This is a genomic window from Anoxybacillus flavithermus (assembly GCF_002742685.1).
Lineage (GTDB): Bacteria > Bacillota > Bacilli > Bacillales > Anoxybacillaceae > Anoxybacillus > Anoxybacillus flavithermus_E.
Genome location: NZ_PEDM01000001.1, coordinates 202,144 through 227,043, shown reverse-complemented (window position 1 = coordinate 227,043; position 24,900 = coordinate 202,144). Strand labels below are relative to the sequence as shown.

Annotated in this window: 29 protein-coding genes and 1 pseudogene; 23 read left to right on the top strand and 7 right to left on the bottom strand. The window is 42.3% G+C overall.

The window, feature by feature from the left end:
* Positions 1–4 precede the first annotated feature (4 nt).
* The gene (crcB, locus tag CS060_RS01225) at positions 5–391 is read left to right on the top strand and encodes a fluoride efflux transporter CrcB (protein WP_035046736.1); all 387 of its coding nucleotides are present in this window, start codon (positions 5–7) and stop codon (positions 389–391) included.
* Positions 388–720 (top strand): fluoride efflux transporter CrcB, encoded by a 333-nt coding sequence (crcB, locus tag CS060_RS01220; protein WP_035046735.1) that lies wholly within the window; start codon positions 388–390, stop codon positions 718–720. The genes crcB (CS060_RS01225) and crcB (CS060_RS01220) overlap by 4 nt, the downstream gene beginning before the upstream one ends.
* Here crcB (CS060_RS01220) and CS060_RS01215 read toward each other — a convergent pair.
* A complete protein-coding gene (locus tag CS060_RS01215; protein WP_035046733.1) occupies positions 715–1,563 on the bottom strand; it encodes a metallophosphoesterase in 849 nt (282 codons plus the stop codon). The two genes, crcB (CS060_RS01220) and CS060_RS01215, sit on opposite strands and share 6 nt — an antisense overlap.
* 145 nt (positions 1,564–1,708) lie before the next feature.
* Here CS060_RS01215 and fadH point away from each other — a divergent pair, with 145 nt between their 5' ends.
* From fadH to CS060_RS01195, 4 genes are all read left to right on the top strand, one after another.
* The gene (gene fadH, locus CS060_RS01210; RefSeq protein WP_035046731.1) at positions 1,709–2,464 is read left to right on the top strand and encodes a 2,4-dienoyl-CoA reductase; all 756 of its coding nucleotides are present in this window, start codon (positions 1,709–1,711) and stop codon (positions 2,462–2,464) included.
* A gap of 97 nt (positions 2,465–2,561) precedes the next feature.
* Entirely contained in the window at positions 2,562–3,776 is a 1,215-nt protein-coding gene (locus CS060_RS01205) for an EAL domain-containing protein (RefSeq protein WP_035046729.1), read from the top strand.
* Positions 3,777–3,871: 95 nt separating this feature from the next.
* Complete coding sequence (locus CS060_RS01200) at positions 3,872–4,105, top strand: hypothetical protein (protein ID WP_052025515.1); 234 nt, start codon at positions 3,872–3,874, stop codon at positions 4,103–4,105.
* 101 nt (positions 4,106–4,206) lie between these two features.
* The gene (locus CS060_RS01195; RefSeq protein WP_021094469.1) at positions 4,207–4,446 is read left to right on the top strand and encodes a YkuJ family protein; all 240 of its coding nucleotides are present in this window, start codon (positions 4,207–4,209) and stop codon (positions 4,444–4,446) included.
* A gap of 323 nt (positions 4,447–4,769) precedes the next feature.
* On the opposite strand, the gene CS060_RS01190 is transcribed toward CS060_RS01195, so the two are convergent.
* Entirely contained in the window at positions 4,770–5,312 is a 543-nt protein-coding gene (locus CS060_RS01190; protein ID WP_035046722.1) for a type II toxin-antitoxin system PemK/MazF family toxin, read from the bottom strand.
* Positions 5,313–5,443: 131 nt separating this feature from the next.
* Here CS060_RS01190 and cbpB point away from each other — a divergent pair, with 131 nt between their 5' ends.
* The 5 genes from cbpB (at position 5,444) to CS060_RS01165 (ending at position 8,932) form a co-directional block, all read left to right on the top strand.
* A complete protein-coding gene (gene cbpB, locus CS060_RS01185) occupies positions 5,444–5,863 on the top strand; it encodes a cyclic-di-AMP-binding protein CbpB (protein WP_099668642.1) in 420 nt (139 codons plus the stop codon).
* Between the two features lie 62 nt (positions 5,864–5,925).
* Complete coding sequence (gene dapD / locus CS060_RS01180; RefSeq protein WP_009362595.1) at positions 5,926–6,633, top strand: 2,3,4,5-tetrahydropyridine-2,6-dicarboxylate N-acetyltransferase; 708 nt, start codon at positions 5,926–5,928, stop codon at positions 6,631–6,633.
* Positions 6,634–6,675: 42 nt separating this feature from the next.
* Positions 6,676–7,809 (top strand): N-acetyldiaminopimelate deacetylase, encoded by a 1,134-nt coding sequence (locus CS060_RS01175; RefSeq protein WP_035046717.1) that lies wholly within the window; start codon positions 6,676–6,678, stop codon positions 7,807–7,809.
* Positions 7,809–8,267, top strand: coding sequence for a TlpA family protein disulfide reductase (locus CS060_RS01170; RefSeq protein WP_035046799.1), 459 nt, complete (start codon positions 7,809–7,811; stop codon positions 8,265–8,267). The genes CS060_RS01175 and CS060_RS01170 overlap by 1 nt, the downstream gene beginning before the upstream one ends.
* A complete protein-coding gene (locus CS060_RS01165; protein WP_035046715.1) occupies positions 8,267–8,932 on the top strand; it encodes a potassium channel family protein in 666 nt (221 codons plus the stop codon). Before CS060_RS01170 ends, CS060_RS01165 begins: the two co-directional genes overlap by 1 nt.
* A 34-nt stretch (positions 8,933–8,966) precedes the next feature.
* On the opposite strand, the gene rnjA is transcribed toward CS060_RS01165, so the two are convergent.
* Positions 8,967–10,634, bottom strand: coding sequence for a ribonuclease J1 (gene rnjA / locus CS060_RS01160; protein ID WP_035046712.1), 1,668 nt, complete (start codon positions 10,632–10,634; stop codon positions 8,967–8,969).
* Positions 10,631–10,846 carry a DNA-dependent RNA polymerase subunit epsilon gene (locus tag CS060_RS01155; RefSeq protein WP_035046710.1) on the bottom strand — a complete coding sequence of 72 codons (216 nt, stop codon included), beginning with the start codon at positions 10,844–10,846 and terminating at the stop codon, positions 10,631–10,633. The genes rnjA and CS060_RS01155 overlap by 4 nt, the downstream gene beginning before the upstream one ends.
* Positions 10,847–11,445: 599 nt before the next feature.
* Between CS060_RS01155 and CS060_RS01145 the strand changes: the two genes are divergently transcribed.
* The 4 genes and pseudogenes from CS060_RS01145 (at position 11,446) to CS060_RS01130 (ending at position 15,449) form a co-directional block, all read left to right on the top strand.
* Positions 11,446–12,336, top strand: a complete 891-nt coding sequence (locus CS060_RS01145) for a hypothetical protein (protein ID WP_231563516.1) — start codon at positions 11,446–11,448, stop codon at positions 12,334–12,336.
* A 275-nt stretch (positions 12,337–12,611) separates the two neighbouring features.
* Positions 12,612–13,017 (top strand): annotated as a pseudogene (gene tnpA / locus CS060_RS01140) (IS200/IS605 family transposase).
* 16 nt (positions 13,018–13,033) lie between these two features.
* Positions 13,034–14,491, top strand: coding sequence for a hypothetical protein (locus tag CS060_RS01135; protein ID WP_035046706.1), 1,458 nt, complete (start codon positions 13,034–13,036; stop codon positions 14,489–14,491).
* Positions 14,492–14,672: 181 nt separating this feature from the next.
* Complete coding sequence (locus CS060_RS01130) at positions 14,673–15,449, top strand: Cof-type HAD-IIB family hydrolase (protein ID WP_035046704.1); 777 nt, start codon at positions 14,673–14,675, stop codon at positions 15,447–15,449.
* A gap of 30 nt (positions 15,450–15,479) precedes the next feature.
* On the opposite strand, the gene def is transcribed toward CS060_RS01130, so the two are convergent.
* Positions 15,480–16,034 carry a peptide deformylase gene (gene def / locus CS060_RS01125; protein WP_035046702.1) on the bottom strand — a complete coding sequence of 185 codons (555 nt, stop codon included), beginning with the start codon at positions 16,032–16,034 and terminating at the stop codon, positions 15,480–15,482.
* 383 nt (positions 16,035–16,417) lie between these two features.
* Between def and pdhA the strand changes: the two genes are divergently transcribed.
* The 5 genes from pdhA to CS060_RS01100 all read left to right on the top strand — a co-directional run bounded on the left by pdhA (position 16,418) and on the right by CS060_RS01100 (position 21,569).
* Positions 16,418–17,524, top strand: coding sequence for a pyruvate dehydrogenase (acetyl-transferring) E1 component subunit alpha (pdhA, locus tag CS060_RS01120; protein WP_099668600.1), 1,107 nt, complete (start codon positions 16,418–16,420; stop codon positions 17,522–17,524).
* Positions 17,525–17,527: 3 nt separating this feature from the next.
* Positions 17,528–18,505, top strand: a complete 978-nt coding sequence (locus tag CS060_RS01115) for an alpha-ketoacid dehydrogenase subunit beta (RefSeq protein WP_004891307.1) — start codon at positions 17,528–17,530, stop codon at positions 18,503–18,505.
* 48 nt (positions 18,506–18,553) lie between these two features.
* Positions 18,554–19,837 (top strand): dihydrolipoamide acetyltransferase family protein, encoded by a 1,284-nt coding sequence (locus tag CS060_RS01110; protein WP_099668599.1) that lies wholly within the window; start codon positions 18,554–18,556, stop codon positions 19,835–19,837.
* Between the two features lie 4 nt (positions 19,838–19,841).
* Positions 19,842–21,254, top strand: a complete 1,413-nt coding sequence (gene lpdA / locus CS060_RS01105; RefSeq protein WP_035046696.1) for a dihydrolipoyl dehydrogenase — start codon at positions 19,842–19,844, stop codon at positions 21,252–21,254.
* A 78-nt stretch (positions 21,255–21,332) separates the two neighbouring features.
* The gene (locus tag CS060_RS01100) at positions 21,333–21,569 is read left to right on the top strand and encodes a hypothetical protein (RefSeq protein WP_035046694.1); all 237 of its coding nucleotides are present in this window, start codon (positions 21,333–21,335) and stop codon (positions 21,567–21,569) included.
* Here the strand turns inward: CS060_RS01100 and CS060_RS01095 are convergent.
* The gene (locus CS060_RS01095; RefSeq protein WP_035046797.1) at positions 21,557–21,937 is read right to left on the bottom strand and encodes a DUF1885 family protein; all 381 of its coding nucleotides are present in this window, start codon (positions 21,935–21,937) and stop codon (positions 21,557–21,559) included. The genes CS060_RS01100 and CS060_RS01095 overlap by 13 nt on opposite strands.
* A gap of 128 nt (positions 21,938–22,065) precedes the next feature.
* On the opposite strand from CS060_RS01095, the gene CS060_RS01090 reads away from it, so the two are divergent.
* Positions 22,066–22,365: a DUF3055 domain-containing protein gene (locus tag CS060_RS01090; protein WP_035046692.1), complete on the top strand. Its 300-nt coding sequence runs from the start codon at positions 22,066–22,068 to the stop codon at positions 22,363–22,365.
* Positions 22,366–22,497: 132 nt separating this feature from the next.
* Entirely contained in the window at positions 22,498–22,611 is a 114-nt protein-coding gene (locus CS060_RS01085; protein ID WP_019417972.1) for a GapA-binding peptide SR1P, read from the top strand.
* A 103-nt stretch (positions 22,612–22,714) separates the two neighbouring features.
* Here the strand turns inward: CS060_RS01085 and CS060_RS01080 are convergent, their stop codons facing one another.
* The gene (locus tag CS060_RS01080) at positions 22,715–24,184 is read right to left on the bottom strand and encodes an aminotransferase class I/II-fold pyridoxal phosphate-dependent enzyme (RefSeq protein ID WP_035046690.1); all 1,470 of its coding nucleotides are present in this window, start codon (positions 24,182–24,184) and stop codon (positions 22,715–22,717) included.
* Positions 24,185–24,444: 260 nt separating this feature from the next.
* Between CS060_RS01080 and CS060_RS01075 the strand changes: the two genes are divergently transcribed.
* On the top strand, positions 24,445–24,825 hold the full coding sequence (locus CS060_RS01075; protein ID WP_035046688.1) for a hypothetical protein: 381 nt from the start codon (positions 24,445–24,447) through the stop codon (positions 24,823–24,825).
* Positions 24,826–24,900: the final 75 nt, after the last annotated feature.

Below are 24,900 nucleotides of genomic sequence, written 5' to 3'. Positions count from 1 at the left end.
TTGAATGAAAGAAAGTAGAGCAGTCGCTTTTGGCGGAGCGTTAGGAGCGCTATGTCGATACGGCGTCGCGCTTATCTTTCCGTTTCTCACATTTCCATGGGGAACGTTAACGGTCAATTACATCGGTTCGTTTTTGCTTGGTGCGCTGACGTCCTACGTCGGAAAACGGAAAATGGCTGAATGGTTGCGGCTTGCGATCGGTACAGGATTTTGCGGCGGTTTGACGACGATGTCGACGTTTAGTAAAGAGACGATTGCGCTATGGCATACACATGCTACATTAGCGAGCGGATATGTACTTATATCTCTTGTTGGTGGTTTGCTTTGTTGTTATGCGGGTATATATGTCGGTGAACGAATGGGCGCAAGAGGTGTAGGTGAAGTGTCATGATGTATGTAGCACTTGGTGGGGCGTTAGGTGCTTGGTTTCGGTACAAGCTTGGCATATGGCTCTTGCGTTGGACGAAACAGTCACCTGTTCCACTTTCCATTTTACTCATAAATTGGCTCGGCTCATTTGGGCTCGGTTTTGCGCTCTCGTCCGACGTTCAATCGATTGGGGTCACGGTCGGATTTTTCGGAGCGTTTACGACGTTTTCGACATTTAGCGTCGAAGCCATTCAACTACTATTGCGCAAAAAATATAAAGAAGCGCTTCTTTATATCGGGGCTTCGATCGTTGGAAGTATATTTCTATTTCAAGCCGGGTTTATGTTATGACCCGGCTTTTAACGTAAACAATGTGAGTTCTGGTGGCGTTAAAAAACGAAACGGCATGCGCGTCGTACCAAGTCCGCGATTGACATACAATGTAAGCTGCTCGACGTCGTAAAATCCTTCAACGTATTGTTTCGCTAACGGTGGAGTAACGAGCGGACCGATCCACGGCAGTTGAATTTGTCCGCCATGGCTATGACCAGAAAGCTGAAGATGAAACGGATAGACGCTCGCTTGCGTCACAAGATCAGGTTCATGAATTAAAGCAATTGTATACGTTTCTTTCGGTATATGTCGCACCGTTTTTGCGAAATTTGGCTTACCGAGCATAAAATCATCTAACCCAGCAATGACAATTTGTTCGTTCCCTTGTTTGACGGAAACCCATTCGTTTACAAGCAAACGAAATCCACTCGTTGTCATCATTCGTTTATATATGTCTGTACCGTATCCGCCATGATCGTGGTTGCCGTAAATACAGTATTTTCCAAGAGGAGCGTGAAGCGTTTCTAATAATGATGTAATCGCAGCGCCATGTTCGTATTCATTCGGTTTATCCAGCAAATCGCCTGTAAAACAAATGAGATGCGGATCAAGGTCGTTCATTCGTTTGATGACGTGTTGAAAATGGTCAACAGAATAATGATACCCTAAATGCACATCGCTAAATTGAAGAAGCCGACAGCCATCAAAGCTTTTTGGAATAAGCGGATGCACGATCTCATAACGCCGTACCGTCAACTGTCTCGGCTCAATATATGTTGCATACATATATCCTGCCGTTGAAAGCAATGTTCCTTTCACGAACAAAGAAAAAAACGTTTTCAAAAAATCTCGTCGTTTCATTCGCTTCAAACCTTATACATAAAATGTTCTTCACTCATTATAAAAGAAAAAAGTGCATAAAAATAGTAAAAATAATATTAAAAATTTTCTAAATATATAGTACAATAAAAATGAATGAATAACCATTCATAAAGGGGATGAAGAGATGAACGGGAAAGTTATTATTGTGACAGGCGGTTCAAGTGGTATGGGGAAATATATGGCAAAGCGATTCGCGGATGAAGGAGCGCATGTCGTCATTACAGGAAGACGAAAAGAAGCGCTCGAAGAAGCAGCGAAAGAAATTGGGGGAAGCGTGTTGCCGATCGTTATGGACGTCCGCCAACCAGAACTAGTCGCTGCTATGGTAAAAGAAACGGATGAACGTTTCGGAAAAATTGATGCGTTAATCAACAATGCTGCCGGCAACTTTATTTGCCCAGCAGAAAAGTTATCCATTAACGGCTGGAATAGCGTTATCGATATCGTCCTAAACGGCACGTTTTATTGTAGTCGAGAAGTTGGAAACTATTGGATTAATAAAGGGCAAAAAGGGTCAATCATTAATATTGTGGCTACATACGCTTGGGGAGCGGGGGCAGGCGTCATTCACTCCGCGTGCGCCAAAGCAGGTGTGCTCACGATGACGCGCACGTTAGCAGTCGAATGGGGAAAAAAATACGGTTTTCGCGTGAATGCCATCGCCCCGGGACCAATTGAGCGAACAGGCGGAGCAGAAAAGCTTATTTTATCTGAAGAAATGGAAAAGCGCGTGAAAGATAGCGTACCGCTCAGTCGCTTCGGGACACCAGAGGAAATTGCCGGCGTCGCCTCATTTTTACTTTCCGATGCCGCTTCTTACATTAACGGCGAATGCATTACCGTTGACGGCGGTCAATGGCTCAATCAACATCCGTTTTAATGCGACGTTTCTTGACGTCGCTTTTTTTATTTGATGGTACGATGATGCGCATTTCTTATGATATAATGGGTGAAAAAACGGGAGAGGAGGCGTCGTTTTGGATGCGCTAGACATTTTAACACATATCGATCAAGTCGTTCCGCATTACCAACCGATTTTTAGCGCCGATGAGCAATGCATTGTTGGTTATGAAGTGCTCGGCCGCTTTCAACAAGCTGATAAAGTGATGAGCCTCGGTCCATTTTTTCACGATGAAACGATCCCAGAAGAATTTCGTATGGAAGTCGACTTGGCGGTAACGACAAAAGCGCTCGAACAGTTTGTTCACGAGCAGCCCGCATCGCTCATTTTCATTAATCGTGATGCGAACGTGTTAATGATCGATCGGGGAGAATCGTTTTTGCAACTTCTTCTTCAATATAAAGAAAAAGGACTGAAGTTAAACCAAGTCGTCCTTGAAATAACCGAGCATCATTTTAAAGGCGACATTCAACAGCTCGGGCACGTATTGACGTATTTGCGTACATACGGCATTCAAATTGCGGTTGATAATATTGGGAAAGAAAGCAGCAACTTAGATCGCATTCGGTTGTTAGCACCCGATTTATTAAAAATTGATTTGCGTGCGTTGCGCACGTCAGCGACAGCGGTATCGTACGATGATGTGCTTTATTCCATTTCGCTTTTAGCGCGGAAAATTGGGGCGACCCTTCTATATGAAGGGATAGAAAACGCCTTTCAACTTCAATATGCGTGGCGAAACGGCGGAAGGTATTATCAAGGCTATTATTTGCACGAACCGTCACCGTCATTTCTTCCGCCACATTTATTAAAAGAAACGTTGCGCAATCAGTTTCATACGTTCATTCAACATGAAAAAAAGAAACTGCAAACGTTATACGATATTTCCGAACAATTTCAAGCGCGCGTATCCGAGCTCGTCGCCAAACATAAAAAAGCCTCATCGTTTAACGAACTCATTTCCGCCCTAGCCAAACATTTAAGCGATTGTAGTTTTCGCATTTACGTATGCGATGAAGACGGATTTCAACAATCCGCGAACATGTTTAAAAAAGGAGACATATGGGAATTACAGCCGCAATACGAAATGAAAAATTGGAGCTGGCGTCCATACTTTTTAGAAAACATTATTCGCATGCGTTCTCGCAAACGAGGCATTTTATCTGATTTGTACAGCGACATTGAAACAGGTGAAACGATTCGCACATACTCGTATCCGATTGATGAACATCATTATTTGTTTATCGATTTAACGTATGAATATTTATTTGAACATAACGCCCATCTGTAATAAAATATCGTTCGCGGTGGAAAAGTAAGCATAAGGCGCAAACGTTGTGTCACGACAAGGCGATGTTTGCGCACCGTTTCCTAGAGAGGTGGGCGATGATGGATACATTTTCTTGGATGCTTTTACTTGTTGCTAGCGGGGTATTAGTCGGGGGACTTGTTTATACGTATCAAGTAGGAAAACGACAAAAAGTGCAAGGTGAATACGATGCGCCCGTCAGCGAAAAAGTGGCTGCCCATCCGTATGTCCGCAATCCGATTTTTATTGCATACATCGTGTTTGTCGCTCTTTTGCTCGGGTATATCGCATACGTTGCCATTCAAACGTAAAAGCCCGCTTTTGTGGGCTTTCGTTTTTGTTTACTTTTTTCGCGAAACTTGGTACAGTAGTGAATAGTCGTTGAAATACGTATCGGAAAGGAATGAACGTCATGTCGCAATTATTAGGCATTATTCAACGTTTAATTAGCTTACAAGAACAAAAAACAGGAACGAACGAAGCGCCACAACGTAACTTTGAAATCAATGGTGAAAAAAAATGTAGCGTGACATATTATGAAAAAACGAACACGTTCGTATTAGAAGTGTACGAAAAAGGCGAAAAGCCGAAATCGTATCAATTCGACAACATTGATATGATCGCCATTGAAATTTTCGATTTGTTGAATTAATTGTTCAAAAGGCATATGAAAAGGAGCTATCTACTCATTGAGCAGTAAGCTCATTAGATAGCCCCTAGGTTGCCTGCGACAAGACAGGCAGTGATGACTTCGCTAACATAGCGAATGAATTGCCTGTGACAAATACAGGCGATGTATGATCAGTTTATTTTTATATCGCTCATTTTATGCATAAAATATGCGAAAAGGACCTTCAGACAGGTCCTTGTGAGAAAAAACGTGATTTATCACGTGGTTTGCCCGTGACGAGACAGGCGATGTATATGTTTGCCTTAAATATATCTTGACGTACGAGTGGCTGTCAAGCCCATTTATTATTTTTTTAAGCTTTTTCTAAGTCCGAAAACCCATTCAATACGAATCATAATCTTTTCCATATCTTTCATGTCGATGTTTCCTTTATGTTCTTTCAAGCGAATTTTGCTTACGGTTTTTGTTTCTTCTCCTAAAACAGCTGAATCATAATCTAAAAATGGATATTTGTTTTTAAAAAGAAAATAGTGGCTGTGATACCGTGGCTCATTTAAACATGTAACGATTTCCCCGTTTTTGAAAATCGCTTTCTTTTTTAAGTTTTTCGTTAAAGGGACGATCGAAACGTTGCCTGACGAAAGATTAATTTGATCATTAGATACGACAATGACTGGTCGGCATTCCCCTTGTTCAGTCCCGATATTTTCCCCTAGTTCACACATATACACACCACCGCGGATGATTCGGCGACTTTTTTGCGTCGTTTCGTTTTCAATCCATTCGCTAGCTAATGTTATTTTTTTCGCATGCCATTCATTTAGCTTCCCTTTTTTGTTTTCTTTTTTTAGGCGCAATCGCTCGCGTTTTACGGCTTCCGATTCCATTATTTTCTCCTCCCATATGATACCATTTCGTCTATTATTGTATCATATCCGATGCACTTCTCGCTTTTCCATATCGAATTGAACATGGTACAATGACAAATGGGGATTATATTGTGAAAGGCGGAATGACGATGCAACAACCACCGCTCATTGACTTGATGATTCCGTCCGATAAAGTAGCGCATGTGCAAGTGGGGAATCATTTACAACACGCATTACTAGTATTAACACGCACAGGATATTCGGCTGTTCCTGTGTTAGATACGACGTACAAACTGCAAGGGCTCATTAGTATGACGATGATTATGGATGCGATTTTAGGTATTGAGCGCATCGAATTTGAGCGATTAGAGACGATGAAAGTGGAACAAGCGATGCAGCGCAACATCCCGCGTCTACATGTGAACGATTCATTTTTAAAAGCGTTAAAGTTGCTTATTGACCATCCGTTCGTTTGCGTCGAAAACGATGACGGCTACTTTGTAGGCATTGTGACGCGCCGCGAAATATTAAAGCGTTTCAATCGTTCGATGTACGAAAAGCGACAATAAGCTTGTCACCGTTTGTTTCATTTGTTAAAGTAAAAAAATAAAACGATAAGGAGGAAGTTGCGATGATGATGGATGCAAATGAAATTATTTCCTTTATTCAAAATAGTAAAAAGAAAACACCTGTGAAAGTATACATAAAAGGGGACGTCGCTGACATCGATTTTGGCCCGAGCGCAAAAACATTTATTACAGGTCAGACAGGCGTCGTATTTGGCGAATGGGCGGACATTGAAGCAGCGCTTGAAGCGAACAAACATAAAATTGAAGACTACGTCGTGGAAAACGACCGTCGCAATTCTGCCATTCCACTTCTTGATTTAAAACATATTAAAGCGCGCATCGAGCCGGGAGCGATCATTCGCGATCAAGTGCAAATTGGCGACAATGCGGTCATTATGATGGGAGCCGTCATTAACATCGGTGCGGTTGTTGGTGAAGGAACGATGATCGACATGAACGCTGTGCTTGGCGGACGTGCGACAGTTGGGAAAAACTGCCACGTGGGTGCGGGAGCAGTACTTGCTGGTGTCATTGAGCCACCGTCAGCTAAACCGGTCATTGTAGAAGATGATGTCATGATCGGAGCAAACGCCGTTATTTTAGAAGGAGTGACAGTCGGAAAAGGTGCGGTCGTTGCCGCTGGGGCGATCGTGACAGAAGATGTGCCGCCATATACAGTCGTTGCTGGCGTACCAGCGCGCGTCATTAAACAAATCGATGAAAAAACAAAAGCAAAAGTAGAAATTAAACAAGAACTTCGTCAACTATAAAGCGTGGATCGATTCCACGCTTTTTTCAAAAGGAGGATCGAAATGTTTGTAAACATTCGCCGCGATTTGCATCAAATTCCCGAACTCGGCTTTCAAGAGTTTAAAACACAACAATACATATTAGACTACCTTGCCACCCTTCCGTCTGAGCGCCTGCAAATCAAAACGTGGCGCACAGGCATTTTCGTGCGTGTCCTTGGCACGGCGCCAACGAAAACGATCGGTTATCGCGCCGATATGGACGGATTACCGATTGACGAACAAACAGACGTCCCGTTTCGCTCAACGCATGAAGGACGCATGCACGCCTGTGGACACGATATGCATATGGCGATCGCGCTTGGTGTGCTTACTCACGTCGTTCATCATCCGATTCGCGACGACATGCTGTTTATTTTTCAACCAGCGGAAGAAGGACCGGGCGGGGCGCTTCCGATGTTGGAGAGCGACGAAATGAAACAATGGATGCCCGATATGATCCTTGCTTTGCATATCGCGCCACAATACCCGGTCGGAACGATTGCAACAAAAGAAGGATTATTGTTTGCGAACACGTCCGAACTGTTTATTGATTTAATCGGCAAAGGAGGGCATGCCGCTTTTCCGCATGAAACGAAAGATATGGTCGTTGCGGCAAGCGCCTTAATTATGCAACTGCAAACGATCGTCTCGCGCAATGTCAACCCGCTTGATAGCGCCGTTATTACGATTGGAAAACTAACGAGCGGTACAGTACAAAACGTTATCGCCGAGCGCGCACGACTCGAAGGAACGATTCGTACGCTTTCACCAGAAGCGATGGAAAAAGTAAAAGGGCGCATCGAAGCGCTCGTGCGCGGCATCGAAGTCGCTTACGACTGCGAAGCGCATATTGATTACGGTTCGATGTATTATCAAGTGTACAACAACGAAACGCTCACAAATGAATTTATGGAATTTGTTGAAAAAGAAACGGACGTCCGCCTCGTTCGTTGCCAAGAGGCAATGACGGGCGAAGATTTCGGCTACATGCTTGCGCGCATTCCCGGCTTTATGTTTTGGCTCGGCGTGCAATCCCCGTTCGGTTTGCATCATGCGAAGTTAAATCCGAACGAAGAAGCGATCGATGTGGCCATTGAACTTTTGACTCGCTATGTCGCATGGAAAGGAAATCATAAAGTAAAGGAAGAAGAATGATGAAATTACGAGAGCCTATGCCATCATTAGACGGAGCAACAGTCGTACTAAACGGAAACATTACGCACGAACAACTCATTGGAAAACCGACGCTCATTCATTTTTGGGCGGTCAGTTGCCATCTGTGTAAAGAAGGAATCAAACAAGTAAACGCGTTTCGCGATCGTTATAAAGATGAATTACACGTCATCTCCATCCATATGCCGCGACGCGACGGTGATGAAAACGTTGAAGTCGTCAAACAGCTAGCTGAACAATACGGCATTACCCATCCGCTTCTCATTGACAACAATCATCGGTTAAAAGAGGCGTTTGATAACCGATGCGTACCGACGTATTACGTATTTGATGCCAACGGTATATTTCGCCATTACCAAGCAGGAAGCGGCGGAATGAATATGTTAGAAAAACGGATTTTGCGTGTCATAGAAGAATATCGAACAAGAGGGGATTTGTGATGAAAAAGAAGGAGTTTGCCGTCATCGGTCTCGGGCGTTTTGGAGGTAGCGTATGTCGCACGTTAAGTGAGCAAGGAATGGAAGTGCTTGCGATTGATGTAGACGAAGAGAAAGTGAACGAATATGCATCGATTGCCTCACAAGCCGTCGTTGCCGATTCAACGGACGAAAACGTTTTGAAAAGTTTAGGCATTCGCAACTTTGACCACGTCATCGTCGCCATCGGTGACAACATTCAAGCGAGCATTTTAACAACGCTTATTTTAAAAGAGCTTGGCGTCGAAAAAATTACAGTAAAAGCAACAAATGATTATCACGAAAAAGTGTTGAAAAAAATTGGTGCTGATCATATCGTTCACCCAGAACGAGATATGGGCGAACGAATTGCAAACAATATGATTTCAAACAACGTGCTCGATTACTTAGAGCTGTCCGATCGCCATAGCATCGTCGAAATTGTCGCAAACGAACGGCTTCATGGCCACTCGCTTCTCGAGTTAGACATTCGCGCCAAATACGGCATTAACATCGTTGCGATCAAACGAAACAACGACATTATCGTTTCACCGCTTGCCTCTGAAATGATTTACGAAGGAGACATTTTAATTGTCATCGGTGCCGATCAAGACATCGATCGCTTTGAAAACGAAGTCGTGGGGGGATAAGAAAAAAAGGTGTCCAAACGGGCACCTTCTTTTCTTATACTTCCATAATAATTGGTAAAATCATTGGCTTGCGTTTCGTTTTTTCGTATAAAAACGGAGCGAGCGTATCGGTAATTTCTGTTTTAATGTCCGACCATTGATTTGTTCCTTGTTCAAGCAGCTGTTGTAAATGTTTGGCGATCAGTTGTTGGGCATCGCTAATTAAGTTGCCGGATTCACGCATATAAACGAATCCGCGCGAAATAATGTCTGGTCCGGAAGCGATTTTCATTTCTTTCATATTGATGCTTACAACGACGATCACTAATCCTTCTTCTGACAAAATGCGGCGGTCGCGCAAGACGATGTTGCCGATATCGCCAATGCCGCTTCCGTCGATATATACGGAACCGGACGGAATTTTGCCGACGATGCTTGCCCCTTCTTCACTAATGCCGAGCACATCCCCATTGTCCATAATAAAGCAGTTTTCTTCTGGTACACCACAATCGACTGCCAGCTTCACATGCATTTTTTGCATGCGATATTCACCGTGAATCGGCATAAAATATTTCGGTTTCATTAAGCGAATCATTAATTTTTGTTCTTCTTGTCCGCCGTGACCAGACGTATGAATGTCGCTAAGCGGTCCGTGAATGACTTCCGCTCCTGCGCGCGCCAGCATATTAATAATGCGATTGACGCTTACAGTATTGCCCGGAATTGGCGAAGACGAAAAGACGACTGTATCGCCCGGCATAATTTGAATTTGACGGTGTGAGCCGTTTGCGATGCGCGACAACGCTGCCATCGGCTCCCCTTGGCTTCCGGTACAAAGAATCGTGACGCGATGGGCAGGGAGGCGATTAATTTGCACCGCATCGACGAACGTATCTTTCGGACACTTAATGTAGCCGAGCTGTTGCCCAATTTCAATAGCCGCTTCCATGCTTCGGCCGAATACCGCAATTTTTCGATTGTTTAATACAGCGGCTTCCGTTACTTGTTGTAAGCGATGAATGTTCGAAGCGAACGTCGCAAAAATAATGCGTCCTTGCACCTTTCTGAAAATGTCGTGAATGCTTTCACCGACACGCCGCTCCGACATTGTAAAATGCGGAATTTCGCTATTTGTACTATCGGACAATAAACAAAGGACGCCTTCTTTTCCGATTTCAGCCATTTTCGTTAAGTTCGCTGGCTCGCCAACAGGCGTAAAGTCGAATTTGAAATCGCCTGTATGCACAATTTGACCGACTGGCGTTTTGACGACAATGCCGTAGCTATCTGGAATGCTGTGCGTTGTACGGAAAAATGTCACCGCAGTTTTTCCGAACGAAATGACGTCGTCTTCTTTTATTTCGATTAGTTTCGTTTGACGCAACAACCCGTGTTCTTCTAGTTTGTTGCGAATAAGCCCAAGCGCCAATTTTCCGCCGTAAATTGGCACGTTTACTTGGCGAAGCAAATACGGAATGCCGCCAATATGGTCTTCGTGCCCGTGTGTAATAAATAGCCCTTTAATGTTCTCTGCGTTTTTCACTAAATAACTATAGTCAGGAATGACGTAATCAATGCCGAGCAATTCATCTTCTGGAAACTTAATGCCGGCATCAATGATGATGATTTCATCTTCATATTGCACGCCATATGTATTTTTCCCAATTTCGCCTAGACCGCCGAGAGCGAAAACACCAACTTGTTTATTTTTTAATACGTTCATTGTTCAATCTCCAATACGTGAAAATCAGGGTTTTGTTGTTCGTACGCTAAATGCGTCCCTTCAAGTGGTTGAATGTATTCAATATTGATATGACGGTCTTGTAACTTTCGGCGCACATCTCGCTCGCTTTCTGCTTCGATGTAGAGCGTTTTCGTTTTTTCTCTTACAGGTACTTCATCGATCGTATCTTGGTAAAACACTTTAAAAATCAACGTTCATCTCTCCTTTTGTCATTTGTTTAAAAATAAAGCGATATTTAGCTCCGGACGCTTTCCGCTTTTCTTATTATATATAAAAAGTGTGGAATGGGAAACAAAATTGAAAAGAAGCCCTTCAATAGAAGGGCTCGTACAACTACGCAATCGATTTTCTGCGCAAAAGTTCTTTCCATTGTTTGAGCAGCTTGCGTTTCAACTTTTTCAACATGACGCATCACTCCTCACTTTTATTGTATCCGATTTTGTCGGAAAGTAAATGTCTGATCTATTATTTATTATAAGAAGATCATCGACAAATTTTGCATGGGAAAATATACATTGTTTTTATGCGTAGCGAACAAGATGTTTTCTTAAATAATCATGTACTTATACGTATGCCGAATTTGAGTGGAGTTCTGGAGCGAATTCTTCTGCATATGCTAATTATACTCATATGAAAACGGGATGGAGTTCTTCATTTAGTGTGTCGATGCCGCTAGGAGCGTCGATCTCTGTTTCGGGAACAACCAGTTACGTACAAATACCAAATGCTGCAGTTTCTTTTACAAGATAAAACTATGTTGCAAATAGATATAGCGAAGGGTGGCTTGTTGTTGAAACGAATCGTTAGTTATTTTTTGTTGTGTACAATGCTAGCTGGATGTGATCATCAGGGAATACATTTGCATGCTCAGCATTTGGATGAAAAAAGACAAGGTTTTGATAAAGAAGAGGTCGAAAGCTTCGTCAGAGAGCCGCAAAAGGTGAATAATACAATTAACCCACAGTTTAAAAACAAAGATATTGTGAATTTATTTTTGCTCGGGTTGACGAAAGAAGAAATGAAACACATGGATAGTGAGGAGTTGCACTTCTTTAGCAATAAAAGTTCAATAAATAAATGGAACAACCTAAATGAGCAAACGTTGAGAGAAATTTTCAAAAAGCAGACAAATGATCAAATCATTCAATGTGATCCCTATAAGCAGATGTTATGCACAGCATCGACAATTTACACGGTTCAAAAAAAGAAGGTGATGGAATTGACGATGTCTATTTCTTTGTTCAATCGAGAAGAGCCTCGATATGCTGTCGTTTTGTCATATAAATGGCTTACAAATCCGCAAGAAAAGAAGGCGGACTTTTACGGAGTTTTGACAACGGAAAATGCAGTCGTAGATTATCGTGAATTTTACAGCTATTACAAAACATACAAGGACACATCTCACATCAGCGCAAAACATTATAATAAGCCTTATCAATCTTCTGTTGTCGGCTATGTGATAAAAAATTCTTTAAGCAAGGAAAATAGTCAGCACTTCGGCTATTTGTATGCCGAAATCGTACCCTCAGATCGTACACATAAATATATTGATGTTGAGGGATTTTATATACATGCTGATGAAGATCACTCGTTTTCTTTTCAAGATGTCCTTGATGCGGGTGTGAATGATGATATGGTGATGTTCAAGTCTCCGATTACCCGAATTGTAATCAAAAAGTGACGAATGAAGTGAAGTTAAGGGAGCGCTTAATTAAAAGCGCTCTCTCCTTTTGATGTTTGTATGACGAATTCACTTGTTTTTGATAAATGAGTTTAACTTGTGGTGAAGAGATTGTTAACCAATTTATTGACAATATGGCGCAATTCCGTTACGCTTATATAGCGAGAAATCCCCTGCCTTTAGGCGTGGGGATGAATCGTTTTTTTGAATGAATTTATTAGATATGTTTCATTTATCTAATATTTATGGTGTATTTTATATAGATGTGATTGCTTTTGGAAGACAAGAAATACACCCATAAAAAAGGAATTGTGTATCTCAATCAATACGATGTTGTATTCTGTCCAAAATATCGTAGAAAAGTGTTGATTGGAGATATTGAGCGAGATTTATTTAAAAGAAATTTTCGATCAAGTTGCCAAAGAACACGATGTAGAAATAAAAGCATTAGAAGTTATGCCAGACCATGTGCACTTATTTATTTCTTTTGACCCTAGGCAACATTTGCATAAAATTATTCAAGCGTTTAAAGAAACAAGCAGTCGAATATTAAGAGAAAAATATCCATCATTAAAAAGCAGACTACCATCATTATGGACGAGAAGTTATTTTTGTTGTACCGTTGGTTATATTTCCGAAGATGCCGTAAAGCAATATATTGAAAATCAAAAAAACGTGTAAAAGGAGGTGTATCGCATTGGCAAAATCAAAAACAAAAAGCTACGTACTGACATTGAAACTAAAAACAGAGATATGGCAAGAACATATACTTGAAAAGCGATTCGAAATCGCAAGAAAGTTGTATAATGCTTGTTTGCGTGAATGTCTAAAACGATATAAAAAATTACAGCACGATAAAGAATACAAACAAGTCATTCAACTACCGACGTCAAAGGAAAAAAACGAAAGATTAAATGAACTGTATCGTTCTTATGGTGTTACTGAATACGCCATGCACGATTTTATCAAGCCAATGCGATACCCTTTTAAAAAACATATTGATTCTCACGCGGCACAAAAAATTGCGACACGGGCGTGGTTGGCTTTTGAAAAATTAGCGTTTGGAAACTCTAATCAAGTGCATTTTAAAAAACAAAACGAAATGGATTGTGTTGAAGGAAAATCAAACAAAACAGGGATTCGTTTCATAGACAATCAGCTTTTATGGAACGGATTGTCTATTCCTGTTATTGTTCGAAAGAATGATATATATGCCCATATCGCTTTACAAGACCGAGTAAAGTATTGCCGTATTGTCCGCAAACGAATCCGAGGGAAAATAAAATACTATATTCAGCTTATTCTCGAAGGTACCCCTCCTAAAAAATTTAATAAAGAAACAGGAGAAATCAAACATCCGCTAGGTCAAGGTGATGTTGGCATTGACATTGGTACACAAACGATTGCTATTTGTTCAAAAAATGATGTGAAGCTACTTGTTCTTGCGCCAAGTGTAGAAAATATCGAAAAACAAAAACGACTGCTTCTTCGAAAACTAGACCGCCAAAGACGAGCGAACAACCCTCATAAATACAATGAAGATGGTACAATCAAAACAGACAATAAAGAAAAATGGATTTGGAGTAAAAACTATATCAAAACAAAAAATCAACTCGCGGAACTACAACGAAAGATGACAGACAAAAGAAAACAAGACCACCATCGGTTAGCGAATTGGATGATTACTCTCGGTGATTGCTTTAAAGTAGAAAAAATGAATTTTAAAGCACTTCAAAAAAGAGCAAAAGAAACAAAAGTCGATGCCAACGGAAAATACAAAAAGAAAAAGAGATTTGGAAAAAGCATCGCAAATCGCGCGCCAAGTTTGTTTTTGACCATATTAAATCAAAAACTACAATATGAAGATTTGCAACTTAATTATATTGACACATTCAGCGTAAAAGCAAGTCAATACGACCATCAAAACAACGAGTACAACAAGAAAACACTTTCGCAACGATGGCATGAAACAAATGGATGTAAAATACAACGTGATTTATATAGCGCGTTTTTAATTATGAACGTAAAAGATAACCTAAAAGAAATAGATAGACAAAAATGCATAGATAGATGGAAACACTTTATTCATCTACACCATAAAGAAATCGAACGACTCCGTCTCCAATCATGTGTTGTAAGTAGTATGGGAGTGTAAGTCATATCAATTCAAGCGTCTTGAATCGGGCGCACAGGGCGCAAAGCATCATCAAGGTGTTTGCCCATGAAAGTCTTGCGGAACAAGGGTGAGTTCTGCACGCAGGTGTACGAGAAACCCTTTTGTACGCAAGAACCCCGCGACTTTAGTCGTCGGGAGATTCAGACGAGGAGCGAGAAACATGGAGAGAAAGATCGTTTTTTTTGATATTGATGGGACGTTGTTAGATCATGAGAAACAGTTGCCGACATCGACATATGAAGCGATACATGAATTAAAAAAACAAGGGGTATATGTAGCGATCGCAACCGGACGAGCGCCGTTTATGTTTGAATGGATTCGTGAAAAACTCGACATCCAATCGTTTGTCAGCTTTAACGGGCAATATGTTGTTTTTGAAGGGGAGGTCATTTACAATCAACCGCTTGATCGCAAGCAACTTCGTGCATTAAAACAAATGGCGCACGACAATGAACATCCGCTTATTTTTATGGACGCTGACACGATGCGTGCGAGTGTAGCTGATCATCCGTACATTCACGAAAGCATGGGAAGTTTAAAATTTACCCATCCACCACATGATGAAACGTATGACGAACGAAATGACATTTATCAAGCGCTTTTGTTTTGTAAGCCGGAAGAAGAACAGCAGTACGTCACAGCGTTTCCGACGTTTCATTTTGTGCGCTGGCATGCGGTATCCACAGATATTTTACCGTATGGCGGCTCTAAAGCAGAAGGAATTAAAAAAATGATCGCGCAGCTCGGCATTGCGCGCGAAAACGTATATGCGTTCGGCGACGGGTTAAACGATACGGAAATGTTGCGCTTTGTCGGCACAGGGGTAGCGATGGGGAACGGACATGAAGAAGCGAAAAAAGTAGCCGATTTCGTTACAAAACCGGTCGATGAAGATGGCATTTTATTCGGTTTACGTCAGCTTGGGCTGTTGAAATAAAAGGGCACCATCATGGTAGCCCTTTTCTTATTATCGTTCAATCGGAATCGCGCCAGCTGGCACGTCGTACGGATTTTGTTTATTAATATGGTCATAAAACATAATGCCGTTTAAATGGTCAATTTCATGTTGAAACACGATTGCAGGCAATCCTTTTAAGCGCACCTTCACCGTTTCGCCTTCAAGTGTCGTTCCGGTGACGGTAATGCGCATGTAGCGCGGAACGTAGCCGGGGATCGGCTCGTCGACGGATAAACATCCTTCTCCGCTCGTTAAATAACACATTTCAACGGAATGACTGACAATTCTCGGATTAAATAACGCATAGCTATGTAACGTTCCTTTTTCGTCCGTTACATGCACCGCGATCATCCGTTTCGACACGTTAATTTGCGGGGCAGCTAAGCCAATGCCCGGACGAAGCCCGTATGTTTTCGCTAGCTCAGGATCTTGGCTCATTTTTACATATTCCAACAAGCTCGCTAAAATGCGGCGATCTTCTTCAGAAGGGGGAAGCGGTACTTCTTCCGCTACTTTTCGTAACGTCGGATGACCGTCTTTAATAATATCTTTCATCGTAATCACGTCGTTTCACTCCTTATCCGCAAAGTAGACTACGTTTTATTATGGGGGATCATACACAAAAGTGCAATCCGCTGACGAAACATACATAAACACAATGTAAAACAGAAATAATACAGTTGAATAAAAAAAGTATAACAGATTCGTAACACAGTTAAAATTTTCTAATTTTCATTTTTATGTAGAACGTTGCAATCAAACTGATTGACGAGCGTTGTCGAACGGTGTAAACTGAAAGATGTAAAAAAACAGTTGTATTAATCGCAATTGCTTTTTTCATTAATACAGCTTTCAATACACAACGTGTGGTAAAAAGAAACCGTTTTTGGGCAAATTAAAAGGTGCATCATTTTACGTGTTGAAAAAGAAAGGATGAGGTGAACAACATGGGTAAAAAGCCCCTATTTGATGTGAAAAAGCAACTTGAAAAAGTCGCTGAGCAGTTCCCGACATTTCAAATTTTAAACGAAGAAGGCGAAGTCGTAAACGAAGCGGCGATGCCAGATTTAACAGATGAGCAATTGAAAGAATTGATGCGTCGCATGGTATATACGCGCGTACTTGACCAACGTTGCATTTCGTTAAACCGTCAAGGACGTCTCGGCTTCTACGCGCCAACAGCAGGACAAGAAGCGAGCCAATTAGCGAGCCATTTTGCGTTAGAGAAAGAAGATTTCATTTTACCGGGTTATCGTGACGTTCCGCAAATGATTTGGCACGGTTTACCGCTTTACCAAGCATTTTTATTTTCACGCGGTCATTTCCACGGCAACCAAATTCCAGAAGACGTAAACGTGTTGCCACCACAAATCATTATCGGTGCCCAAATTATTCAAACAGCCGGCGTTGCACTCGGTATGAAAAAACGCGGCAAAAAAGCGGTTGCGGTTACATATACAGGTGACGGCGGTGCATCACAAGGGGACTTCTACGAAGGAATTAACTTCGCAGGGGCATTTAACGCGCCAGCGATCTTTATCGTTCAAAACAACCGCTTTGCGATTTCAACACCAGTCGAAAAACAATCTGCGGCAAAAACGATCGCACAAAAAGCAGTTGCAGCTGGTATTCCGGGCATTCAAGTCGATGGAATGGATCCGCTTGCTGTGTATGTCGCAGTTCGTGACGCCCGCGAGCGCGCAATTAACGGCGAAGGTCCAACATTGATTGAAACGCTTTGCTTCCGTTACGGTCCACATACGATGGCAGGAGACGACCCAACACGCTATCGTTCAAAAGAACTTGAAAACGAATGGGAGAAAAAAGATCCGCTCGTTCGCTTCCGCAAGTTTTTAGAAAACAAAGGATTATGGAGCGAAGAAGAAGAAAATCGCGTCATCGAACAAGCAAAAGAAGATATTAAAGAAGCGATTAAGAAAGCGGACGAAACACCAAAACAAAAAGTGACAGACTTAATGTCGATCATGTACGAAGAAATGCCAGCGTTCTTAAAAGAACAATACGAAATCTATAAAGAAAAGGAGTCGAAATAAGCCATGGCGCAAATGACAATGATTCAAGCAATCACGGATGCGTTGCGCGTAGAAATGCGCAAAGACCCGAACGTTCTCGTGTTCGGTGAAGACGTCGGTGTAAACGGCGGGGTATTCCGCGCGACAGAAGGATTGCAAGCAGAGTTTGGCGAAGACCGCGTATTTGATACACCGCTTGCAGAATCAGGAATTGGCGGTTTAGCGATCGGTTTAGCATTACAAGGATTCCGCCCTGTGCCGGAAATTCAGTTTTTCGGATTCGTCTATGAAGTGATGGATTCCATTTCTGGTCAAATGGCGCGCATGCGCTATCGTTCTGGCGGCCGTTTCCATGCGCCAATTACTGTTCGTTCGCCATTCGGTGGTGGCGTACATACGCCAGAATTGCACGCAGATAGCTTAGAAGGGCTTGTCGCTCAACAGCCGGGATTAAAAGTCGTTATCCCATCAACGCCATACGATGCAAAAGGCTTGCTCATTTCAGCGATTCGCGACAACGACCCGGTCATTTTCTTAGAGCATATGAAATTGTATCGCTCATTCCGTCAAGAAGTGCCAGAAGGCGAATATACAATTCCAATCGGCAAGGCGGACATTAAACGCGAAGGAACAGACGTATCGGTCATCACATACGGTGCGATGGTACATGAATCGTTAAAAGCAGCAGCGGAACTCGAAAAAGAAGGCATTTCTGTTGAAGTCATCGACTTACGTACCGTTCAGCCGTTAGACATTGAAACGATTATCGCATCCGTTGAAAAAACAGGTCGTGCGGTTGTTGTACAAGAAGCGCAAAAACAAGCAGGTATTGCCGCAAACGTTGTTGCAGAAATTAATGAACGTGCGATTCTTAGCCTTGAAGCGCCAGTATTGCGCGTCGCAGCACCAGATACAGTATATCCGTTCTCACAAGCAGAGCCAGTATGGTTACCGAACTTTAAAGATGTGATCGAAACAGTGAAAAAAGTCATGACGTTTTAATGGAGGGGAATGTCCCCTCCACATTTAAGAAATAGGAGGTTGAGATACATGTCATTTGAATTTAAATTGCCGGATATCGGTGAAGGAATTCACGAAGGTGAAATTGTTAAATGGTTTGTGAAACCGGGCGATGAAGTAAACGAAGACGACGTACTTTGCGAAGTGCAAAACGATAAAGCGGTTGTCGAAATTCCATCTCCAGTTAAAGGAAAAGTATTAGAAATTTTAGTGAGCGAAGGCACAGTCGCAACAGTTGGCCAAACGTTAATTAAATTTGATGCGCCGGGATACGAAAACTTAAAGTTTAAAGGCGATCATGGCGATGAGCCAAAAGTAGAAGAAAAGAAAGAAGAAGTGAAACAAGAGCAAGTGGCACAAGCACAGCCGAAAAAACGCGTCATCGCGATGCCATCTGTGCGTAAATACGCGCGTGAAAAAGGTGTCGACATTCGCCTCGTACAAGGAACAGGCAAAAACGGTCGCGTGTTAAAACAAGATATCGATGCATACTTAGCAGGCGGTGTAGCGCCACAACCAGAAGCACAAGTGCAAACGGCAACAGAAACAGTTGTGCCAGCACAAGAACAAAAAGCAGCACCAGCTCCACAGCCAGTTGTTCTTGAAGGGGAGTTCCCAGAAACACGCGAGAAAATGAGCGGCATTCGTCGCGCGATCGCAAAAGCGATGGTAAACTCGAAACATACAGCGCCGCACGTCACATTAATGGACGAAGTCGATGTGACAAAACTTGTTGCCCATCGTAAGAAATTTAAAGATGTGGCAGCGCAAAAAGGCATTAAGTTAACGTTCTTGCCATATGTCGTTAAAGCGTTAACGTCTGCACTTCGCGAATATCCAGCGCTTAACACATCGATTGACGATGCAACAGAAGAAATCGTTCATAAACATTACTACAACATCGGAATTGCAGCGGACACAGATAAAGGCTTGCTCGTTCCTGTTGTGAAACATGCCGACCGCAAATCAATTTTTGCGATCGCAAAAGAAATTAACGAACTCGCAACAAAAGCGCGCGAAGGTAAACTAGCGCCAAACGAAATGAAAGGTGCAACATGCACAATTACAAACATCGGTTCTGCCGGCGGTCAATGGTTTACACCGGTCATTAACCATCCAGAAGTAGCGATTTTAGGTATCGGCCGCATTTCAGAAAAACCGATCGTGCGCGATGGTGAAATTGTCATCGCTCCAGTATTAGCGTTGTCATTAAGCTTTGACCACCGTATGATCGACGGTGCGACAGCGCAAAATGCGTTAAACCACATTAAACGTTTATTAAACGATCCCGAATTATTATTAATGGAGGCGTAATGCGATGGTAGTAGGCGATTTCGCAATTGAAACAGAAACTCTCGTCGTCGGTGCAGGTCCTGGCGGTTACGTTGCAGCCATTCGTGCAGCGCAACTCGGTCAAAAAGTAACGATCGTTGAAAAAGGAAACCTCGGGGGGGTGTGCTTAAACGTTGGATGTATTCCATCGAAAGCGCTCATCTCTGCCGGTCATCGTTACGAAATTGCGACACATTCACAAGATATGGGTATTTTCGCAGAAAACGTAAAAGTCGACTTTTCAAAAGTGCAAGAGTGGAAAGCTAGCGTCGTGAAAAAATTAACGGGCGGTGTCGAAGGATTATTAAAAGGAAATAAAGTTGAAATCGTGCGCGGCGAAGCGTATTTCGTGGATGAAAATACCGTTCGCGTCATGACAGAAAATAGCGCGCAAACGTACAAATTTAAAAACGCCATTATCGCAACAGGTTCTCGCCCAATCGAGTTGCCAACGTTTAAATTTTCAAAGCGCGTGCTTGATTCAACTGGTGCATTAAACTTACCTGAAATTCCGAAATCAATGGTCGTCATCGGCGGCGGTTACATCGGTACAGAATTAGGAACAGCATACGCAAACTTCGGAACAAAAATTACGATTTTAGAAGGTGCGGACGAAATTTTATCTGGCTTTGAAAAGCAAATGAGCGCAGTCGTTCGTCGCCGCTTAAAGAAAAAAGGAGTAGACGTCTTTACAAACGCGCTTGCAAAAGGTGTCGAAGAGCGTGAAGACGGCGTAACGGTAACATTTGAAGTAAACGGCGAAACGAAAACGATTGACGCGGAATACGTGCTTGTCACAGTCGGTCGCCGTCCGAATACAGAAGAGATGGGACTTGAACAAATCGGCGTGAAAATGACGGAGCGTGGCTTAATTGAAATCGATAAACAATGCCGCACAAGCGTACCGAACATTTATGCGATCGGTGACGTCGTTGCAGGTCCACCGCTTGCACATAAAGCATCATACGAAGGAAAAATTGCGGCTGAAGCGATCGCTGGTCATCCGTCTGAAATTGACTACTTAGCGATTCCAGCTGTCGTCTTCTCTGACCCTGAATGCGCATCTGTCGGTTACTTTGAAAAACAAGCGATCGAAGAAGGCATTGACGTCATTACAGCAAAATTCCCGTTTGGTGCAAACGGCCGTGCCCTTGCGTTAAACGAAACAGACGGCTTCTTAAAGCTCGTCTTAACGAAAGACGATGGCGTCATTATCGGAGCGCAAATTGTCGGTCCAAACGCATCGGATATGATCGCTGAGCTCGGTTTAGCAATTGAAGCTGGCATGACAGCAGAAGATATTGCGATGACGATTCACGCGCATCCAACGCTTGGAGAAATTACAATGGAAGCGGCAGAAGTGGCGCTCGGCAGTCCAATTCATATTATTAATAAATAAAAGAGGATGGCTTAGCCGTCCTCTTTTTTCATGATTTTTTCCTTACGATCATATGATGTTTGTAAGGGGTGTGTGAACATGTATATCGTCTTTTTACTTCAAATGATCATATGGAGTTTGTTTTCGTTTATTGAATGGAGATCGGCGCACGATCATTTTATTTTTAAGGCGTTATTATTCGGGATATTCATATATATTTCTTTTTTGCTTGCCCTTCGGTTGCATGTAACGAAAAAGCGCGCATGTTGGACAACCTTACTGACGATTGCCGTCTATTTCGTTTGCCGCAAGCTGTTTTGGTCTTATCTTTTATAATAGTACATGATGCGTCCGTTAAATAAATGCAGTTTTCCTGCCATTTGTTTGGCGAAAAATTTGCATAGTTCGTTCGCTTTCCCTTTATCGCCGTGCGTCGCTTGTTTTGGCAAGACGAACTGCACAGCACGGTCGTGCACGCGGCATTCAATCATATAATAGCGATCATCTTTTCCGACTAACAAAATGCGATCGTCTTTTGTGACGATGTCATATGGGAAAGCGGACTCGGCGTAATCCCACGCCAGCTGTTCGCCTGTTTTTTGCGCGATGTTTCGATATTGTTCGAGCAGTTGTTTGCATTGTTCTAACGTTATCGTCTCCCATGTTGATGCAGGGACAAGTTCAATGGTAGCTGTATGAGCCATTTTTTTCACCTCAACCATATTTGAAATCACTTTCATTGTATCACGTACATACGAAAAAAAACAAATAATTGCGAAAATATGAATGGTGCGATATAATAAAGTTTAATATACAAGAAGGAGGGAATGATATGCACGTATTTGAAAAATTGTACGATGAGCATGAAAAAGTAAAAGTGAGGTTTGTCGGCTTTACGACAAAAGACGTCCGATACGACTTTGGCATCGTGTACACAAATATGTTTTTTGGTAAACCACTTGTCATCTGTATGCAAACAGGCCGCTCCGCTCTCCTCGACCCGAAAGACATCGAAGACCACGACTATTTACAACGAACGTTCCGCATTGACACAAAAGAACAAGCTGAAGATTTAGCGGAATTTTTCTCAGACATTTTACCAACGACACCTTATGCTGAACAATATGAGTAAGAGGCGTGAAATACGTCTCTTTTTTTGTTTAAATATGTCATACTAATTCCTATTGACAAAATAAATGTGACATATTATTATGAAATCAGTAAAACGTTTTCAAATATTCCAAACGAAAAGGGGTTATCGGGGATGGGTACAATTGTATGCCAAACATGCAATGCGACAATCGATCATTTTGAGGACGAAAAAGTAACGGTATTGTACGGGCAATGTAGCGGATGCGATTGTGAAGACGAGGAATAACATATAGCGTGGAACAAACTTTGGGGGATGAGGAGACAATATAGAGAAAGAGACTGGTTTTCGCCAGTCTCTTTTTTAAAAGGCGGAGCATTGCACTCCGCCTTTATCGCTTATGATGTTCTTTAATGACGCGCAACGTTTGTAACGTATCGTCTTCTGGACCTTGAACAGGCAAACCGACTTCTATATTTTTGCGAATGTAATTTAAATTATCTTCCGTAATAATTTCACCCGGAATAAAAATCGGAATGCCAGGTGGATATACCATCACAAACTCAGCGATAATACGCCCTGCTGATTCGTCAAACGGCACGACTTCCGTTTCGGAATAAAACGCATCGCGCGGAGTAAGCGCCAGGACAGGAATGTCTGGTAAAAGCACTTTCGGTTTTTTTCCGACTTTGGCTTGATGGCGAAATTCGTTTGATAAACGACGAAGCGCTTCGACTAATACGCTCGTCTCCCGTTCTGTATCGCCCGGTGTAATAATACATAAAATGTTGTATAAGTCGGACAACTCGACTTCAATGTTGTAATGTTCACGAAGCCATTTTTCGACTTCATAGCCCGTCAATCCGAGCTCTTTGACCGAAATGATGAGCTTCGTTGGGTCGTAGTCAAACGTTGCCTTTGCGCCGATAATTTCTTTTCCGACGCAATATAAATAGTCGATGTCGTTAATTTGCTTGCGCGTTTCATTCGCGAGGCGAATCGCTTGTTCCGCTAGCTCATGTCCTTCTGTCGCAAGCCGTTTGCGCGCCACATCAAGCGAAGCAAGCAACAAGTAAGACGTCGATGTCGTCGTTAACATGCTTAAAATGGCTTGCACTCGTTTTGGCGACACAAGCCCTTCTTTCACGTTTAAAATCGAACTTTGCGTCATGGAACCGCCAAGTTTATGCACGCTCGTCGCCGACATATCCGCTCCTGCTTGCATCGCTGAAAGCGGCAAATCTTCATGAAAGTGAATGTGCACACCATGCGCCTCATCGACAAGGACAGGGACGTTGTATGCGTGCGCAATGTCAACAATTCGTTTTAAGTCGCCTGCAATGCCGAAATACGTCGGGTTAATGACGAGCACCCCTTTGGCGTCTGGATGTTGCTTTAACGCCGCTTCTACTGCTTCTGGTGTAATGCCGTGTGAAATGCCAAGCTCTTTATCAATTTCAGGATGAACGAAAATCGGTGTCGCTCCCGAAAAGACGATTGCTGACATGACTGATTTATGCACGTTTCGTGGGACGATAATTTTATCGCCAGGGCCTGCGACAGACATGACCATCGTCATAATGGCGCCGCTCGTCCCTTGCACGGAGAAAAACGTATAGTCCGCCCCGAACGCTTCCGCCGCTAACTGTTGGGCGCGTTTAATCATTCCTTTTGGCTGATGTAAATCATCAAGCGGACCGATATTAATCAAATCCATCGCTAACGCATTTTCTCCAATAAAGGAGCGAAACTGCTCGTCCATTCCTGCTCCTTTTTTATGACCAGGAATATGAAATTGAATCGGATTTTTCTTTATATGCTCTAACAGTCCGGTAAATAACGGTGTTTCATACTGTGACAATTTCGCTGTACACCTCTTTAACTTGGATTTACATAAAACAAAGTGAATTATAGCACTTCTTTATACGTTTGGAAAGATGATTTTTTTCAAAAGAAATATGAGTGATATGCTTCATATGTATGAATATAACCACTTTGCACACAAGATATAAAATTTAAATTTTGGTTAATAAACTAAAATATTCTATTAAACTATTGAAAAAAAAAAAAAAACTATTATAATGAAAATGTACCAAAATTTTAAAGAGGAGGTAATTTAGTTTGAAGAAAAAATTAGTTTTAATGGGTTTATCAGTAGGTTTGGTAGCGTTTGGTGGAGCGGTGCAAGCAGGAACTAGTTGGTCAGAATATAATACAACCGTTCCGAAATTTAATGGAAGTGGATATACGGGTTATCAGACAAAAGAATCTTCTGGAACTTATGGTGAATTATATTCATCTATAGTTGGTGGCGCATATACCGTTGATGCCAGAATGCAGGCAACTTCAGGAACAGGTTCATGGGTCAGAAGTATTACTGATAATGATTACCGTAATCTTCCAAACTCTGTTCCTAAAGGATTGAATGCGCGAGTTGAATTTAGCAATGATCTTACCACACCGGTAGATGTTCAAGTATCTGGAAGATGGAGAAGCAATTAAAAAATAAAGATCGTGATAGTTGGGCTTTAGCCTTTAACTATCACGACTATTTTTCATAACAATGAGGTGAATAAC

What these genes read in the sequence shown, in the direction of transcription:
- crcB (WP_035046736.1), top strand. Translation starts at nt 5, where the DNA reads ATGAAAGAAAGTAGAGCAGTCGCTTTTGGCGGAGCGTTAGGAGCGCTA.
- crcB (WP_035046735.1), top strand. Translation starts at nt 388, where the DNA reads ATGATGTATGTAGCACTTGGTGGGGCGTTAGGTGCTTGGTTTCGGTAC.
- CS060_RS01215 (WP_035046733.1), bottom strand. Translation starts at nt 1,563, where the DNA reads ATGAAACGACGAGATTTTTTGAAAACGTTTTTTTCTTTGTTCGTGAAA.
- fadH (WP_035046731.1), top strand. Translation starts at nt 1,709, where the DNA reads ATGAACGGGAAAGTTATTATTGTGACAGGCGGTTCAAGTGGTATGGGG.
- CS060_RS01200 (WP_052025515.1), top strand. Translation starts at nt 3,872, where the DNA reads ATGATGGATACATTTTCTTGGATGCTTTTACTTGTTGCTAGCGGGGTA.
- CS060_RS01195 (WP_021094469.1), top strand. Translation starts at nt 4,207, where the DNA reads ATGTCGCAATTATTAGGCATTATTCAACGTTTAATTAGCTTACAAGAA.
- CS060_RS01190 (WP_035046722.1), bottom strand. Translation starts at nt 5,312, where the DNA reads ATGGAATCGGAAGCCGTAAAACGCGAGCGATTGCGCCTAAAAAAAGAA.
- cbpB (WP_099668642.1), top strand. Translation starts at nt 5,444, where the DNA reads ATGCAACAACCACCGCTCATTGACTTGATGATTCCGTCCGATAAAGTA.
- dapD (WP_009362595.1), top strand. Translation starts at nt 5,926, where the DNA reads ATGATGATGGATGCAAATGAAATTATTTCCTTTATTCAAAATAGTAAA.
- CS060_RS01175 (WP_035046717.1), top strand. Translation starts at nt 6,676, where the DNA reads ATGTTTGTAAACATTCGCCGCGATTTGCATCAAATTCCCGAACTCGGC.
- CS060_RS01170 (WP_035046799.1), top strand. Translation starts at nt 7,809, where the DNA reads ATGAAATTACGAGAGCCTATGCCATCATTAGACGGAGCAACAGTCGTA.
- CS060_RS01165 (WP_035046715.1), top strand. Translation starts at nt 8,267, where the DNA reads ATGAAAAAGAAGGAGTTTGCCGTCATCGGTCTCGGGCGTTTTGGAGGT.
- rnjA (WP_035046712.1), bottom strand. Translation starts at nt 10,634, where the DNA reads ATGAACGTATTAAAAAATAAACAAGTTGGTGTTTTCGCTCTCGGCGGT.
- CS060_RS01130 (WP_035046704.1), top strand. Translation starts at nt 14,673, where the DNA reads ATGGAGAGAAAGATCGTTTTTTTTGATATTGATGGGACGTTGTTAGAT.
- pdhA (WP_099668600.1), top strand. Translation starts at nt 16,418, where the DNA reads ATGGGTAAAAAGCCCCTATTTGATGTGAAAAAGCAACTTGAAAAAGTC.
- CS060_RS01115 (WP_004891307.1), top strand. Translation starts at nt 17,528, where the DNA reads ATGGCGCAAATGACAATGATTCAAGCAATCACGGATGCGTTGCGCGTA.
- CS060_RS01110 (WP_099668599.1), top strand. Translation starts at nt 18,554, where the DNA reads ATGTCATTTGAATTTAAATTGCCGGATATCGGTGAAGGAATTCACGAA.
- lpdA (WP_035046696.1), top strand. Translation starts at nt 19,842, where the DNA reads ATGGTAGTAGGCGATTTCGCAATTGAAACAGAAACTCTCGTCGTCGGT.
- CS060_RS01100 (WP_035046694.1), top strand. Translation starts at nt 21,333, where the DNA reads ATGTATATCGTCTTTTTACTTCAAATGATCATATGGAGTTTGTTTTCG.
- CS060_RS01095 (WP_035046797.1), bottom strand. Translation starts at nt 21,937, where the DNA reads ATGGCTCATACAGCTACCATTGAACTTGTCCCTGCATCAACATGGGAG.
- CS060_RS01090 (WP_035046692.1), top strand. Translation starts at nt 22,066, where the DNA reads ATGCACGTATTTGAAAAATTGTACGATGAGCATGAAAAAGTAAAAGTG.
- CS060_RS01085 (WP_019417972.1), top strand. Translation starts at nt 22,498, where the DNA reads ATGGGTACAATTGTATGCCAAACATGCAATGCGACAATCGATCATTTT.